Genomic DNA, 14,772 nt, shown 5'->3' with positions numbered 1-14,772 from the left:
AAGGACAAGGCAGCGGCGAAAACAAACCGAAAATCTTCTCTGAACAAACGCTCGGCCAAGCCGAAACGCAAGGGCCGCCTACAAGCGGCCTTTTTGCTTGGTTAAACTCGCAGTAACAAACGGGATTTTGCTTCGCAAAACCCGAACCGGATTAAAGCATAACCGCTAAAGCGGTTACGCAACCGCGATAAACCGCACAGCGGTTTACGCACCGGATAAACCGCATAGCGGTTTACCGAGATGGCGCGGGGTGGAGCAGCCCGGTAGCTCGTCAGGCTCATAGGATAAACCGCATAGCGGTTTACCGAGATGGCGCGGGGTGGAGCAGCCCGGTAGCTCGTCAGGCTCATAACCTGAAGGCCGCAGGTTCAAATCCTGCCCCCGCAACCAAATCAAACAAAAAGCCCGCGAGACCGAAAGGTCCGCGGGCTTTTTGGCGTTCTGGGACCAACTCCAAAGCGATGATCAGGCGGAAGGTATCGCCGGAACGGCAACCGGTTCAGCGTCCATTTTGACAAAACGAGAGCGGTATCTCGCCGAACTCGGTTGCAAAATTGTGACCGCTGCGATGATAGGCTTTCGATCATCGTCGCAACGAACTGGGTGTATTTTACTACTCAAGATATGTTACAGCGCCCAACGCCAGTGAGTGCGCTTAAAAAAACCGTATGTTGTCAACGGTTTGCCGGGACTGGTCCGATCGGATTAATCCCCATTTTCTCATGACATGATGCATGTTCGGGCATAGTATGCTGACCTTAGAGGTTGCAAACATCCTGGGGGTCGGCTCGTGTCCATCAGTTCAGGAACGCTGCGCCGCAAAGGGCGCAATGCACCCACCGGTATCGTCGTCGAACCGCATACTCTCGCCCGCACTGCCATTGTCACGCTGCTGGAGCGCGAACTGGCGGGGTGGACCTTCATCGACATGATCTCGACCGCGAGCCTGGACAGGGCACTCGGTATGGACATCCGTCTGATTACGCTGGATCTGGCGGGGAGGGACGTCGGAAGCAGCAGTCTGCGTTCCGATCTTGCGGCCATCTCCGAGCGTTTCTCCGATGCGCCGATCGCCTTGCTGTCGGATACGGACGATATCTCGATGGCAACGCAGGCGCTGCAGATGGGCATCCGCGGCTTCTTCACAACGTCGCTGCCAATCGAAATCGCTCTTGCGGGCCTCAGGTTGGTGCTGGCGGGCGGTGTGTTCTGTCCGCATCCGCTGGGGACCTTTGGCGATGGGACAGCGCTGCATTTGAGGCCTGAAGAGGCTGACCCCGCCAGGCGGCCGCGCCGCGACGATCTCCTTCATGCCGACTTCACGCCGCGGGAAACCGATGTTCTGGCTGAGTTGCAATGCGGCTCGTCCAACAAGGTTATCGCCGGCAAGCTGAACCTCTCGGGGCATACCGTGAAGATGCACCTCCAGCACATCATGCGGAAGCTGCAGGTTCAGAACCGCACGGAGGTCGTTGCCCGACTGGGCGGCAGGGCATCGCCGCGCAACGGATTGGCGATACCATAGTCGCTATCGTTATTTCGAGGCTTTCGCTAGCATCTCGCTCAGTGTCGCGGCCGTCAACATGGCTTCGGCCAGCAGTTTTTTCAGCTTCTGGTTTTCCAGCTCCAGCGCGCGTATGCGCCCAACGTCGAAGCCGACGGTTCGAAGCTGTGAGGATTGCCAGCGGTAGAAGGTCGGCTCGCTGATGCCATGGCGGTGGCAAACTTCCGCTACCGTCGCGCCGGTCCGATGTTCCCTCAGAATACCCATGATTTCGTCGTCGTCGAATTTTCGTTTGCCCATTATCGTATCCTTCGGCCGGATCAGGGGTGCCCGCGAGCCAAGAGTGGGGTGCGTCGGCAACAACGGAGCCGCACCTTCATTTGCACCGTGCACGGAGCCACCGGCCAAGGCTGTGTCAGTCCTCACGAAATGCTCTGTTGAAACTGTCAAGCAGTGGTCTCAATGCATAGAGCGCCACGCTGTTCGTACCCGTTTCGATCAGGGTTTGGGCCGGCATGCCCGCGACCAACTCGACCTCGCTCATCGTGGCCAATCGTTCATCAACGACATGGATCGTCGCGGCGTAGTAGGATTGGCCGGTCTGCTTGTCGACCAGACGGTCCGCCGAGACATATTCGACCTGACCTTTCAGCAGCGGGACCCGACGCTGGTTGTAGGGGAGCAGATGCACCTGCGCCGTGAGGCCGGGATGCACGAGATTGATGTCCTCTGGCCGGACGCGGGCGGTGACGATCAGGCGGCCTTTGCGTGGAACGAGATCGACAAGCGGTTCACCGGCGCCGATAACGCCGCCGGTTGTATGGACCCGCAAGTCCATGATCACGCCGTCCTCAGGCGCCCTGATCGCAGTTCGCGCAAGCTGGTCGTCGATCGCACGCAGCCTTTCGCTCAGTTGCAGGATCTGCGTTTCCGTTTCGCGCATGGTTTGCGCCACCTCATTCAGGCGATCGCTTCGAAGCTTGACGAGATAGGCCTGGGCTTCGCTGATCACTTGATAGGCACGGGAGATCTGGGCGGCGCTTTCGCCGACCCGCCCGCTGATATCGGCCTTTTCCCGTTGCAGATTGAGGACACGGCTCTTCTTTTCCAGCCCCTTCTTGGTCAACGTCGTGACGCTCTCCAACTCCTGTCTGGAGATTTCGACACGTTCGCTCAGAGCCGCCTTCTGTGCGGTGAGACCGGCGACCTCCTGCTGCACCTGTTTCATCTTTTCTTCAGTGATCGCAATTTCGGCGCGCATGACCTGGCGGCGGGTTTCGAAAATCCGCTGCTGACCGGTGACGATCGCGTTGATCGCGGGATTGTCGACCATGGCGGCCAGCATTTCGGGCGGGTAGGTTATGCTGTCGGCATCGTCCTGCTCGGCAAGCAAACGCGCATGCCTTGCCTCCGCATCCCAGAGCTGCCCCTTCAGGCTGTCCCGCTCCGAGCGGAATTTGGTGTCGTCCAGGTCGATCAGGATCTGGCCGGAGGTAACGGTATCTCCGTTCTTGATGCGGATCTGCCTGATGATGCCGCCTTCGAGATGTTGGATGGTTTTGCGGCTGGATTCCGGTTCGACGACCCCCGAGGCGACTGCCGCGCTGGTAAGCGGTGCCAATGCCGACCAGGTGCCGAGGCCGACGACGAAAAAGCCGATGAGCAGATTGCCGGTCCTGGCGACGGAGCGAAGCCGCGACATCGGCGAGGCGGCGGCGAGTTCGATCGGCACGAGGCCGTCGGTCGGCGCATAGGTAAGCAATTTGCCGATTTGACCTTGCGCCTTTGCCAGATGATTGGCCGCGCTGCTTGCAACAGCGGATCGTGATGGAGGCCGGTCGATCTGTGCGGGGAGCATTGTGCGATCCCCCTCCTATGTTCCGGTCCGCGCCGGCGGTTGAAGATAAGTCTCAAAAATCTGTTCGCTGTCGCCGAAGGCGTCGACCGTGCCGTTGCGCAGGATGGCGATCTTGTTGGTGACAGGCAGAATTCCCATGCGATGGGTGATGACGACGACGATCATGCCGCGCGACCTCATCCGCGATATGGCGGTGAACAGCTTGCGCTCGCCGTCGTAGTCGAGGCTCGAATTGGGATCATCGAGCACCACCAGCGACGGATTGCCGTAGGCGGCGCGTGCCAAACCAAGCTGCTGGCGCTGCGCCCGCAGGAGCAGGCCGCCGCCTTCGCCGATATCGGTGTCGTAGCCCTTGGGCAGTCGCATGATCGTTTCATGCAAGCCGACGAGCTTGGCCGCCTCGATCGCCTTGCCGGGGTTGGATCCGTCCAGCCGGCCAATGACATCCTTGACGGCGCCGCCGAAGAGCTCGATGTCCTGCGGCAGGTAACCGACATGGCGTGTGCCCGCGCAAAGCCGCAGGGCGGAGATATCGACGCCGCCGAGAAGTGCACATCCGCTCGTGGCCGGCTCGACGCCTGCCATGATCCGGCCGAGCGTCGACTTTCCCGATCCCGATGGTCCGATCAGGGCGACGCAGTCGCCCGGCGCCAGGCGCAGGGTTACGCCCCGCAATATCTGGCGATCGGCATAGGGCAGGGTGTAGCCGACACTGTCGAGGATAAGGCCGCTCGGTTCCGGCACGGGAACCATGCGCGCGTCGCTGTCAGCGGCGACCGCAATCAGCATCTGATTGAGCCGTTCGAAGGCGCTGCGGGCAAAAGCAAAGGAGCGCCAGGCACCGATCGCCCCTTCGACCGGGGCAAGGCCGCGGCCGAGCAGCAGGCTGGCAACGAAGATGATGCCCGGACTGCTGTTTTCCTCGAGCACCAGCCAGGTGGCAGCACCCATCATCAGGATCTGCGTGAGCGTACGCACGGATTTTGACAGGCCAAGAATGATCTCGGTGCGCTGCATCGCGGCATCCTGTGCCTTCCTGGCCGCTTCGGCGTCGCGGTAGACGATCTGCGCGGCGCCGTCCTGCATGCCCATCGCACGGATAACCTGGATGTATTTGAGCGCGGTCGCAAAGCGCACGTAGCTGCGCGCAAGGGCGCGGTTGGCGTGGGTGAGCGGACGTCGGGTCGCCAGTTCGGTGAGGACGGCCAGGAGCAGCAGCGAGACGGCGCTCAGCACGCCGATCACGCCGAGCAGCGGATGGACGAGAAACAGCAGCAGCAGGAACACGGGCGCCCAGGGAACGTCGAAGAGCAGCGAACTTGCCGGCGAATCCAGAAACTGCCTGAGCGTCGACAGGTCCTTGTAGCAATCGGTCGCAACTGCGGTGCTGGTACGGGCGCCATATTCGAAGGAGGCCGTGAGAACCACCGGGCGCAACCGGTGATCAAGCCAACTGCCGATGCGCGACAGGGCGGCGCGGCGAACGATATCCAGGAGCGATCCGACCACCACGGCGACCGCAACGATCAGCGTCAGCATCACCAGCGTATCGGCGCTGCGGCTCGACAGCACGCGATCGTAGATCTGCAGCAGATAGATGGAGGGGGTGAGCAGAAAGAGATTGTAGCCGCAGCTATAGAGGAAGACCAGGCCAAAGGCGCTGGCGCAGGCCCTGAGGGCCATGACCAGATGCGTTGGTTCGCGCGGCGTGGGTGTCGAATTGGCTGTCATTATCAGATCTCGGTGCAATCGATTCTGACAAGGCAAGGGCTTGGCAAGACGCATGCAAGGATGAGGATCGTCGGCCGAAACCGGCGATCCTCATGAAAAATTCACGAACCGATGTCGTTGAGGTCGATCGATCCGAATGCGTTGATGAAATGGTCGAGCGCGTTCGAGACCGATGTGGTTTCGGTCGTGGTGTCTATGTCCGTTGACGTGTTGGTTTCCGTGAACGGATTGGTGTGAACCAAGGCCGAGGAGATATCGCCGCCCTGTGCAAGGTTGCCATTGCCGCCATTGCCGCCGACGCCGGCGAGAATGGTTGCATGCTGGTCGGCCAGGAACTGGGTGTTCTGCGTTGCCGTTGTGTCTGCAGCAACCGCTGCAACATTGCCACCGCTGGTGTTGCCTTGATCGCCATTGGAATAGGCGTCGCCGCCGGCGCCGCCCGAGCCGTTGTTGGTCAGCACGGCCAACAGGCCGTCCCGTGCCTGGGCAAGTCCACCGTCGCCGCCGTCACCGGTTCCCCATCCGGCGTCCTGCCAGACATGATCGCCGTTGTAGAGCTTGGTGTAGGCACCTTCTACCGTTTGTGAATTGGCGACATAGGCGACCGGATTGTAGTGAATATCACCATAGTTGAAGCCGTCGCCGCCGTTGCCGGCGCTTGCATCGCCAGCATTGGAGTCGGTGAGGTTGATCGTGTCAGATGCTTGCGGAATAGGCATAGCGTTGCTCCTCTAAGTATCGTGACCCCCGTGTTCTCTTAAGCGGTTCGGTGCCAGCGATACCGTTTGGCAGACGGGGTAACCGCGATTGAATGGTGAGCGCTATCGAGCGTGCGAACTAGCTGGATATTCGGTGACGTCCCTTTGGGCGGGGTATGGGGCGCTGGCTTGCCATGCGGGAGTGCGTGGTATCGGCGACAGACAAACGCACCCGACTGCGGGTGCGTTTTGACATTCGTGCCGGGTCAGGTTCGAAACGGACTGTGCGAGCTGTCCGACTTCAGATTCCATCGACAAGGCTGAGGATATCGTCCACGAGCGCCGAATGGGCATCCGACAGATTGCCCTCACCGCCAAGACCACCGACGCCAGCCATCTGTAGCGCGTGCTGGTCGAAGAGCACGTGATCAAGCTGCTGGGCATCGGCCGTGCCACCGGCCGGTACCGCAATGTTGATCGGGTGGAAATAACCAATGCTGACATCGACCATGCTGCCGTTCGAGTAACCGGACCCACCACCGCCAGCCATCTGGTCGCCGGTGAAGATCGTGTCGGACGACAGGTTGAAGCCACCGCCGGCACCGCCGATACCGGCGATCTGCACGCCGCCCTGATCGAAGATGGCGTTGTTGGTCTGGTGAGCCGAGGCGGCTCCGCCGGCCGCACCGATGGCGATGTTGATCGGCGAAAACACCGCCACGTTCACATCGATCATGCTGCCGATGAAGGTGCCGTCACCGCCGTGTCCGGCGAAGTTGTCGCCGGTGAAGGTGATGGATGTCCCATGGTTGGCGGATGTGCCGCCGCCGGCAATGTTGTGGTCGCCGCCCGATCCGCCGATGCCGCCGATCTGGGCGGCGCCTTGCAGCATTGCCGCGTTGTTGGCCTGATTGGCCGTCGCCGTCGATCCCGGCCCTGCCGCAACGGCGGTATTCACCGGGGCAAATACCCCCACATCCGTGCTGACCAGGCTGCCGATGAAGGTGCCGTGGCCACCGCCGCCGGCATTGCCGCCGCCGCTGCCCGCAAGATTGCCGCTGCCGCCGTCGCCTCCCATGCCGGCCATTTCGGTGGCGTGCTGGTTGATCAGGGCGTCATTGCCCTGCTGCGCATCCGCGGCCGAATGCGGGCCGGTGATAGCAGCGTTGGAGGGCATGAAAACGGCGAGCGTATTGCTGTCGAGGGTACCGATGCTGGTTCCATTACCCCCGGCACCGGCCGAATTGTGGTCCGGATCCGGAACGAGATCGAGGGGAAGCCAGGTGGGGACCAACGCGAGATGCCCGCCGGCAGCGGTCGCGACCGTGTTCTGATTGGTGTTCGCATTCGGCGCCGCTTCCGACAAGGGACGATTTTCCGTCATTGCCGTTTCTCCAATCCACGGTTCAGCCCAGGCCCTGCGATATCGCGCAGGACATGGGTCCGCATTAAACCGCTATTCTGAAGCCAGATGCTGGAAAAGAAGAGCCTGCAATTCGTCTACATCCAATTGGGCAGGACCCGGCCGTTTGGGCGTAGGGCGGCAGGCTCGTTGCGCCAACTTGGCACAACCTATGGTGTGTACCGTCGTGTGGTCATCATTTGTGCATTGAAAAAGAGAGAGCGTATGCAATAGTGTCAACCAACACTTGCGGCGGCCGATGCGCTGCCAACATATGAGACCAGCAGACAGGCAGATAGAAACCCACGCACCAGCAGGCAAGACAGGTGACGCAACAGTGCGTCCGAACGGGAAGGGGAAATGGCAGTGAAGAGTGTCATCCGTTTGCATCGATCGATCTGCTTCCTGGCGACTGCGTGTTTGTTGATACCGGAGCCCTACACTTACAACTTTAGCGCCTTTGCGCAGGAGCAGGCGGCCACCGATCCTTCGGCTGCCCAGCAGGCCGACGCGGACACGCCGGAGCCGCTCAGCGAAGAAGAGCTCGAAATCCTTGTCGCCCGCATCGCGCTTTATCCAGACGAACTGGTCGCGCTCATCGCGTCGGCTTCGCTCTTTCCGCTGCAGATCGTCGAAGCTGAGCGTTATCTTGATAACCTCAAGAAGAACAAGGACCTGAAGCCCAAGGACACGTGGGATGGCAGCGTCATTTCACTTCTGAACTATCCCGATATCGTCAAGATGATGAGCGAGGATATCGATTGGACGCAGTCCCTTTCCGATGCAATGGCCTACCAGCAAAAGGATGTGCTGATCGCCATTCAGCAGCTGCGCGACAAGGCGGTCGCTTCAGGCGTGCTCAAGACCGACGACAAGATGAAGGTCGTTCAGGAGAACGACAACGTCATCATTCAGGCGGCCAATCCGGAAAAGATCTATGTGCCGCAATACGAGCCGGAGATGCTCTACGCGCCAAACTATGCGCCCCAACCGTTGTCCTACTATCCCGAGCCCTATCCGAACTACTACTATCCAACGGCGACGTTCTTTGCCGGTGTGGTCACCGGCGCGGTGTTCGGTGCGATGGTCGATTGGGACGACTGGGGTGTTTGGGGTGGGCGCTACAATGGCGACATCGACGTCGACTGCAACAAGTGCTTCAACAACGTCGATATCAACGGCAAGGTCAAGTTCAACGACATCGACTGGAAGAATGTCGACCGCAGCAAGATCAATATCGACAAGGACCAGTTCGCCAAGTTCGACCGTTCGAACATGAAGAACAGCATCGAAGCCAACGGCAATAACAACATCCGCGACAAGGCCAAGATCACCAGAAGCGATGCGAGTGCCAACCTGCGCCAGAAGGTAGACACGGGCTCCTTCAAGGATCTGAAGGATGTTCGCAGCAACAAGATCGATGGTGCGAAGAACCGGCCGGCTAATGCAAGGCCGAACGCTGGATCCGCGGCGGCGCAGCGGCCCGGGAACATCTCGAAACCCGGCGGCGGTTCCGGCGGCAAGGCCAACCGACCGGCGAGCAAGCCGCGTCCGGCAGGAAAAGCCGACAATCGTCCGCGCAAGCCATCAGGTCTGGGCGAAGTGCGGCCGGGCAAGGTGACGCAAGTGCAATCGCGGCGCGGCGGCCAGGCGATGGGTGGCGGCGCCCGCAGTGGGGGCGTGCCGCATCGGTCCGTTGGACACGGCGGCGGCGGTGGGGCTCGCCATGGTGGTGGCGGTGGACGCGGTGGTGGCGGACGTCGTGGTTGAGCGCGAGAAACGGGAGGGTATGGTCATGACCAGGTATCATCGTCAGAGCATGATTTTCCGTTCGGGTGTCGGGCTGCTGCTGCTCGGCCTGTCGGGCTACGCCGGAGCGACGTTGGCGGCAGAGAGCCAGCCGGCCGAACTTGCAGACTATATCTCGCAGACCGATCCTCCCACCTTCGACGATTCGGACAAGGCGGCTTCAGCCTTCAAGGATGCAATGAGTTCGAGCGATTTCGGCAAACTTGCCGCGCTGCTGGGCCTTGATGCCGAAAAGCTGAAAACAGGCGAAGGTGTGATGAACACCTACGAACAGATCAAGGCGGGTGCCGCCAAAAAGGTGATCCTGACCGACGCGGGCGAAAACAAGATTGTCGAGATCGGCGATCAGCTCTGGCCCTTGCCCTTCCCGATCGTCAAGGGGGAAGACGGCAAGTGGGCGTTCGACACCTATGCCGGGATCGAAGAGATCATCAATCGCCGCGTTGGTGAGAATGAGCTTGAGGCGATCAACACGGCGCGAGCCTATGTGGACGCGCAGGAAGAATACACTCAAGAAGATCACGACGGCGATGGCGTGTTCGAATATGCCCAGAAGCTGATTTCGAGCGAAGGCAAGACCGATGGCCTCTACTGGCCGGCAGAGCAGGGGGATGGTGACAGCCCTGCAGGCGATCTTTCGCAGGCTCAATTGGACAAGGCCAAGGCCGACGAAGGCTATTATGGCTACCGCTTCAAGATCCTGACGCGGCAGGGCGGAAACATCGCCGGCGGCTCCTACGATTATGTCATCAACGGCAACATGATCGCAGGGTTTGGGCTGGTGGCCTGGCCGGTGAAATACGGTGAGACCGGCGTTCATACCTTTGTCGTCAACCGGAACGGCATCGTCTATCAGGCGGATCTCGGCGCGGACACCGCTGCGATGGCGCGCGATATCAAGCAGTTCAATCCCAACGACAACTGGACCATCACCGAGGATTGAGCGCCATTGAGTATTGAAGAAAAGGTTCGCAAGAGCGCCGAACAGGGAACGGCAACATCGCCGCGCCGCGATCTTTCGCCGGGCGAGTATCTCGCCGCGCATGGCGGGCCGTTTTTCGAATTGCAACGCCGGCTCGGGTTACTACGCGAACATGCGCTGAAGACCGGAAGGCGCGCGCTGTTGTTCGTAGCGCTTGCCTGGTTGGTGCCGTTGCTGCTTGGGCTGCCGCGCAGCTTTCTTTCCGTCGACGCGCCAGGCTCCTATCTCGGTGATCTGGGCGTCTGGGGCCGGTTTGCCATCGGCGTCGGCGCGTTTGTGCTGGCCGAACAGCAGGTCGAGCGCGGATTGCACATCAAGCTCGGGCAGTTCCTGAAGGCGCCGATCGTCGCGCCGGGCTCGGTGCAGGCATTTGGCGACGCCGTGACGGTTGCGCTTGCCCGCCGCGACTCGCGGCTAGCGGAGGCGGTCTGTCTTGGCTTGGCGCTTCTTGCCGCCATCTTTGCCTACCTCAACATGCGCACGTCGGGTGTCGCATCCTGGGCGGTCGACGTCTCCGCGGAGGGGCGGCGGATCACGGCGGCCGGCTGGTGGACGATCGTCGTCAGCCAGCCGCTGTTCGTGTTCCTGTTGCTGCGCGGGCTGTGGCGACACCTCGTCTGGGCGCAGCTTCTGCGCCGGATCGCTCGACTGGAACTTCGGCTTGTCGCGACGCATCCAGACGGCAATGGCGGGCTCTCTTTTCTTGCGAGCTATCCCAACGCCTATGTTCTCTTCATCTTCGGTATCAGTGCCGCGATAGGTGCTGCGATCGCCAAGCATCTGCTGCAGGAAAGCCTGACAACCACCACCTTCAGCACGATCGCAACCGGCTGGCTGGTGATCGTGCTGGCGCTCTTTGCCTACCCGCTGTCGGCTTTCTCGAAGCCGCTTGGACAGTTGAAGGAGCGCAGCCTGTTGATGCTGGGGACGCAGGCGACCCGCTATCACCGCTCAAACGAGCGGAAGATACTGGGCACCAATGTGGTGGCGGCAAGCACCGACGAGGTTCAGCAGCAGGCCGATGACATCGCCGACCCGACGAAACAGTTTGAAACGACGCGCAAGCTGTCGGCGATGCTGTTGAGCCGCACGGCAGTCGTGCCGGTGGCGGCAGCTGCCCTCCTGCCGATCGCCGCTGCCGGCGTCACCATTCTTCCCTATAAGGAAGTGTTCTCCGTCCTCAAGAAGTTGCTGTTGCTCTGAGCGGTGCAAACTTCCCGGTCATGGCGCGGCACCAAAGAAGGTGAGGCGGCTGAAGAGCACGTAGTGCGATTCCGATACCATCAGCGCGACGAAGACCAGTACCAGAAGCGGCGGCAGCAGGATCGCGTAGATCAACGCCAGACGTTCCCAGGCCATATGCATGAAGACGGCAACGATGAGCCCCGCCTTGAGCATCATGAAGATGAGGATCAGCGACCATCTGAGATAGCCCTGCAGGCCGACGTAATCGACCAGGTAAGAGAAGGTGCTGAGCACGAAAAGTAGGCCCCAGACCAGCAGATAGAGACCGATCGGGTGCTGTTGGTGCTCTTTGACCGCGATATGTGCCGGTGCGTCAGTCATGGCTGTTCCTCACCAGAGATAGAAGAATGCGAAGATGAAGACCCAGACGAGGTCCACGAAGTGCCAGTAAAGGCCGGTGATTTCGACGATCTCGTATTGCCCCTTGCGGCTGGTGAAAAAGCCGCGCTTGCCGGTTTCGAAGTCGCCGCGCCAGACCTTGCGCGCGATGATCAAGAGGAAGATGACGCCGATCGTCACGTGCGTTCCGTGGAAGCCGGTGATCATGAAGAAGGTGGAGCCGAACTGCGGCGCACCCCACGGGTTGCCCCAGGGCCGAACGCCTTCGGAGATCAGCTTGGTCCATTCGAAGGCCTGCATGCCGACGAACGTGGCGCCGAAGAGTGCCGTCAGCATCATCAGGATCGCCGTCTTGCGCCGGTCGTGGCGATAGCCGAAGTTGACCGCCATGGCCATGGTGCCGCTCGATGAAATCAGCACGAAGGTCATGATGGCGATCAGGATCAGGGGGACGTCCGAACCGCCGATATGCAGCGCGAAGACCTCGCTCGGGTTCGGCCAGGGGACCGCGGTCGACATGCGCGCCGACATGTAGGCGACGAGGAAGCAGCCGAAGACGAAGGTATCGCTCAGGAGAAAGATCCACATCATGGCCTTTCCCCAGGAGACATTCTTGAAGGCGCGCTGATCCGATGCCCAATCGGCGGCAAAGCCGGCGAGACCCGAAGGCCGGGGCAAGGGCTCTGTGACAGGTGCATGTGTCGGCGCGGACATGGGCGGCTCCTAGGTCAAGATTTGCCGGCAGAGGTCGATGAAGTCGTTGGCCCAGCCGGAAAACAGCGCAAACAGCACGAGCCAGACAGCGAGCATGAAATGCCAGTAGGTGGCGCAGAGCGTGATTGACAGGGTCGCCCTTTCATCGATCGGCCCCTTGCGCGTGGCGAGAATGGTGCGGGCAAGCGCGATCAGGCCGCCGACGATGTGCAGGCCGTGCATGCCGGTGATCATGTAGAAGAAGCTGTTGGCCGCATTGCCGGTGAGGAGGTATCCGGCATCGGTGAGCTCGCGCCAGGCGAAGACCTGGCCGACGAGGAAGCCGAGGCCCAAGGTAAGGGCGGCGATGAGCGCCGTGCGGCTTGCTTCGTCACGGTGGCGTTCGGCCGATACCTTGGCGGCATGAAGCATCAGGCTTCCGGCAGCGAGCACCGCCGTGTTCAGCCATAGGAGCGTCGGCATCGGCGTCGACCACCAGTCGGTCGATGCCATGCGCATGAAGTAGGCGCTGATGAACAGGGTGAACAGCGCGCCGACGACGGCGAGAAAGACGCCGAGGCCAATTTTGGCCGGTTCGATCGGGTGGCGGCCCTGCGGGCGTGGGTCGTGGTGGTGGCCGACCTCCAGCCAGGGCTTCGACATCATCCGCTGCTGCGACAGCCACCATCCCGCGATCGCCGCGATGACGGCGAGGAAGATCAGCGTCACGCTCATGTCGCGGTCTCCCGCGTCAGGTTGTCGGGGCCTGGCTGGTTCTGCGGGATGAAATCCTCCGGTGCGCCGGGCACGCTATAGTCATAGGCCCAGCGATAGACCACCGGCAGATCCTTGCCCCAGTTGCCATGGCGTGGCGGCGTTTCCGGCGTCTGCCATTCGAGCGTCGTTGCCCGCCATGGATTGCCGCCGGCCTCGCGGCCGTGGCGAATGCTCCAGACGAGATTGAAGAGGAAGACGATCTGCGCCGCGCCGACGATGAGCGCAACGATGGTGATGAACTCGTTGAGCGTGTGGGCCGAGGCCGGGACAAAGGCGGTTTCGCCCATCTCGTAGTAGCGCCGGGGCACGCCGATCAGGCCGAGATAGTGCATCGGGAAGAAGATGAGGTATGCGCCGACGAAGGTGATCCAGAAATGAAGCTGGCCCATCGCCTCGTTGAGCATGCGGCCGGTGACCTTCGGATACCAGTGATAGATGGCGCCGAAGATGACGAGGATCGGCGCGACACCCATGACCATGTGGAAATGGGCAACGACGAACATCGTATCGGAAAGCGGCACGTCGACGACGACGTTGCCGAGGAAGAGGCCGGTCAGCCCGCCATTGACGAAGGTAACGATGAAACCGAGCGCAAACAGCATCGGCAGGTTGAGATGGATATCGCCGCGCCACAGCGTCAGCACCCAGTTGTAGACCTTGAGCGCGGTCGGCACGGCAATGATCAGCGTGGTTGTGGCGAAGAAGAAACCGAAATAGGGGTTCATGCCGCTGACATACATGTGGTGCGCCCAGACGACGAAGGAAAGCGCGCCGATGATGACGATCGCCCAGACCATCATGCGGTAGCCGAAGATGTTCTTTCGGGCATGGGTACTGATGAGATCGGAGACGATGCCGAACGCGGGAAGGGCGACGATGTAGACTTCGGGGTGGCCGAAGAACCAGAAGAGATGCTGGAACAGGATCGGGCTGCCACCGCCATGCTGCAGCTGTTCGCCCATTTCGACGATCGCCGGCATGAAGAAGCTGGTGCCGAGCACCCGGTCGAACATCATCATGACGCAGGCGACGAAGAGGGCGGGGAAGGCGAGCAGCGCCATCACCGTCGCGGTGAAGATGCCCCAGATCGTCAGCGGCATACGCATCAGCGTCATGCCGCGTGCGCGGCCCTGGAGCACCGTCACCACATAGTTGAGCCCGCCCATGGTGAAACCGATGATGAAAAGGATGAGCGAGGAGAGCATCAGCACGATGCCCCAGTCCTTGCCTCCGGGTGTGCCTGAAAGCACGGCTTGCGGCGGATACAGCGTCCAGCCGGCGCCGGTCGGTCCGCCGGGGGCAAAGAAGCTGGCGACCAGCACGAGCACGGCGAGAAGGTAGAGCCAGTAGCTCAGCATGTTGGCGTAGGGAAACACCATGTCGCGTGCGCCGAGCATCAGCGGGATCAGGTAGTTGCCGAAGCCGCCGAGAAACAGCGCGGTCAGCAGGTAGATCACCATGATCATGCCGTGCATGGTGATGAACTGGTAGTAACGCTCCGCATCGATGAAGGCGAAGGCGCCGGGAAAGCCAAGCTGCAGGCGCATCAGCCAGGAGAGAACCAACGCAACCATGCCGATGGCGATGGCGGTCGAGGCATATTGCACGGCGATGATCTTGGCGTCCTGGCTGAAGACATAGCGCGTCCACCAACTGTGGGGATGGTAGAGTTCAACATCCTCCACCTCGGCGTGTCCGAGCGCGCCATCTGTGCCTGACCGGATGTCGACCATC

13 protein-coding genes and 1 tRNA gene are annotated in these 14,772 nt (G+C 61.1%); 5 read left to right on the top strand and 9 right to left on the bottom strand.

The annotated features are described in order from the left end of the window. Window positions 1-313: 313 nt before the first annotated feature. Together ASD00_RS11410 and ASD00_RS11405 are read left to right on the top strand one after the other, a co-directional pair. A tRNA-Met gene (locus ASD00_RS11410) sits at window positions 314-390 on the top strand. Window positions 391-790: 400 nt separating this feature from the next. Beyond that, complete coding sequence (locus ASD00_RS11405; protein ID WP_025428209.1) at window positions 791-1,525, top strand: response regulator transcription factor; 735 nt, start codon at window positions 791-793, stop codon at window positions 1,523-1,525. Between the two features lie 9 nt (window positions 1,526-1,534). On the opposite strand, the gene ASD00_RS11400 is transcribed toward ASD00_RS11405, so the two are convergent. The 5 genes from ASD00_RS11400 to ASD00_RS11380 all read right to left on the bottom strand — a co-directional run bounded on the left by ASD00_RS11400 (window position 1,535) and on the right by ASD00_RS11380 (window position 7,175). After that, window positions 1,535-1,912, bottom strand: coding sequence for a transposase (locus ASD00_RS11400; protein ID WP_128090485.1), 378 nt, complete (start codon window positions 1,910-1,912; stop codon window positions 1,535-1,537). A 7-nt stretch (window positions 1,913-1,919) separates the two neighbouring features. Then, a complete protein-coding gene (locus ASD00_RS11395) occupies window positions 1,920-3,362 on the bottom strand; it encodes an HlyD family type I secretion periplasmic adaptor subunit (protein WP_025428207.1) in 1,443 nt (480 codons plus the stop codon). Window positions 3,363-3,377: 15 nt separating this feature from the next. After that, the gene (locus tag ASD00_RS11390) at window positions 3,378-5,093 is read right to left on the bottom strand and encodes a type I secretion system permease/ATPase (protein ID WP_057206549.1); all 1,716 of its coding nucleotides are present in this window, start codon (window positions 5,091-5,093) and stop codon (window positions 3,378-3,380) included. Between the two features lie 101 nt (window positions 5,094-5,194). Next, window positions 5,195-5,812, bottom strand: a complete 618-nt coding sequence (locus ASD00_RS11385) for a hypothetical protein (RefSeq protein ID WP_025428205.1) — start codon at window positions 5,810-5,812, stop codon at window positions 5,195-5,197. Between the two features lie 280 nt (window positions 5,813-6,092). Then, window positions 6,093-7,175 carry a hypothetical protein gene (locus ASD00_RS11380; RefSeq protein WP_057206548.1) on the bottom strand — a complete coding sequence of 361 codons (1,083 nt, stop codon included), beginning with the start codon at window positions 7,173-7,175 and terminating at the stop codon, window positions 6,093-6,095. A gap of 378 nt (window positions 7,176-7,553) precedes the next feature. Between ASD00_RS11380 and ASD00_RS11375 the strand changes: the two genes are divergently transcribed. Genes ASD00_RS11375 through ASD00_RS11365 form a run of 3 tightly spaced genes read left to right on the top strand, consistent with a single transcriptional unit; the run spans window position 7,554 to window position 11,187 of the window. Further along, the gene (locus ASD00_RS11375; protein ID WP_025428203.1) at window positions 7,554-8,963 is read left to right on the top strand and encodes a DUF3300 domain-containing protein; all 1,410 of its coding nucleotides are present in this window, start codon (window positions 7,554-7,556) and stop codon (window positions 8,961-8,963) included. A 49-nt stretch (window positions 8,964-9,012) separates the two neighbouring features. After that, window positions 9,013-9,945, top strand: coding sequence for a DUF2950 domain-containing protein (locus ASD00_RS11370; RefSeq protein WP_225906282.1), 933 nt, complete (start codon window positions 9,013-9,015; stop codon window positions 9,943-9,945). Window positions 9,946-9,951: 6 nt separating this feature from the next. Further along, complete coding sequence (locus tag ASD00_RS11365) at window positions 9,952-11,187, top strand: hypothetical protein (protein ID WP_025428201.1); 1,236 nt, start codon at window positions 9,952-9,954, stop codon at window positions 11,185-11,187. Between the two features lie 18 nt (window positions 11,188-11,205). Here ASD00_RS11365 and ASD00_RS11360 read toward each other — a convergent pair whose 3' ends face one another. The 4 genes from ASD00_RS11360 to ctaD are packed head-to-tail and all read right to left on the bottom strand — an operon-like array spanning window position 11,206 to window position 14,771. Then, the gene (locus ASD00_RS11360; RefSeq protein ID WP_025428200.1) at window positions 11,206-11,550 is read right to left on the bottom strand and encodes a cytochrome C oxidase subunit IV family protein; all 345 of its coding nucleotides are present in this window, start codon (window positions 11,548-11,550) and stop codon (window positions 11,206-11,208) included. A gap of 9 nt (window positions 11,551-11,559) precedes the next feature. Further along, the gene (locus ASD00_RS11355; protein WP_025428199.1) at window positions 11,560-12,282 is read right to left on the bottom strand and encodes a heme-copper oxidase subunit III family protein; all 723 of its coding nucleotides are present in this window, start codon (window positions 12,280-12,282) and stop codon (window positions 11,560-11,562) included. A 9-nt stretch (window positions 12,283-12,291) separates the two neighbouring features. Beyond that, the gene (locus ASD00_RS11350) at window positions 12,292-12,996 is read right to left on the bottom strand and encodes a cytochrome c oxidase subunit 3 (protein WP_025428198.1); all 705 of its coding nucleotides are present in this window, start codon (window positions 12,994-12,996) and stop codon (window positions 12,292-12,294) included. After that, the gene (gene ctaD / locus ASD00_RS11345; protein WP_057206546.1) at window positions 12,993-14,771 is read right to left on the bottom strand and encodes a cytochrome c oxidase subunit I; all 1,779 of its coding nucleotides are present in this window, start codon (window positions 14,769-14,771) and stop codon (window positions 12,993-12,995) included. The genes ASD00_RS11350 and ctaD overlap by 4 nt, the downstream gene beginning before the upstream one ends. Window position 14,772 lies beyond the last annotated feature (1 nt).

Origin of the sequence: Ensifer sp. Root31 (genome assembly GCF_001424825.1) — a bacterium.
Lineage (GTDB): Bacteria > Pseudomonadota > Alphaproteobacteria > Rhizobiales > Rhizobiaceae > Ensifer > Ensifer canadensis.
The sequence above is the reverse complement of the archived record's forward strand: the minus strand, read 5'-3'. Positions and strand labels throughout refer to the sequence as shown.

Coding starts and splice junctions, on each gene's coding strand:
- ASD00_RS11395 (WP_025428207.1), bottom strand. CDS start 3,362: ATGCTCCCCGCACAGATCGACCGGCCTCCATCACGATCCGCTGTTGCA.
- ASD00_RS11390 (WP_057206549.1), bottom strand. CDS start 5,093: ATGACAGCCAATTCGACACCCACGCCGCGCGAACCAACGCATCTGGTC.
- ASD00_RS11385 (WP_025428205.1), bottom strand. CDS start 5,812: ATGCCTATTCCGCAAGCATCTGACACGATCAACCTCACCGACTCCAAT.
- ASD00_RS11380 (WP_057206548.1), bottom strand. CDS start 7,175: ATGACGGAAAATCGTCCCTTGTCGGAAGCGGCGCCGAATGCGAACACC.
- ASD00_RS11375 (WP_025428203.1), top strand. CDS start 7,554: ATGGCAGTGAAGAGTGTCATCCGTTTGCATCGATCGATCTGCTTCCTG.
- ASD00_RS11370 (WP_225906282.1), top strand. CDS start 9,013: ATGATTTTCCGTTCGGGTGTCGGGCTGCTGCTGCTCGGCCTGTCGGGC.
- ASD00_RS11360 (WP_025428200.1), bottom strand. CDS start 11,550: ATGACTGACGCACCGGCACATATCGCGGTCAAAGAGCACCAACAGCAC.
- ASD00_RS11355 (WP_025428199.1), bottom strand. CDS start 12,282: ATGTCCGCGCCGACACATGCACCTGTCACAGAGCCCTTGCCCCGGCCT.
- ASD00_RS11350 (WP_025428198.1), bottom strand. CDS start 12,996: ATGAGCGTGACGCTGATCTTCCTCGCCGTCATCGCGGCGATCGCGGGA.
- ctaD (WP_057206546.1), bottom strand. CDS start 14,771: ATGGTCGACATCCGGTCAGGCACAGATGGCGCGCTCGGACACGCCGAG.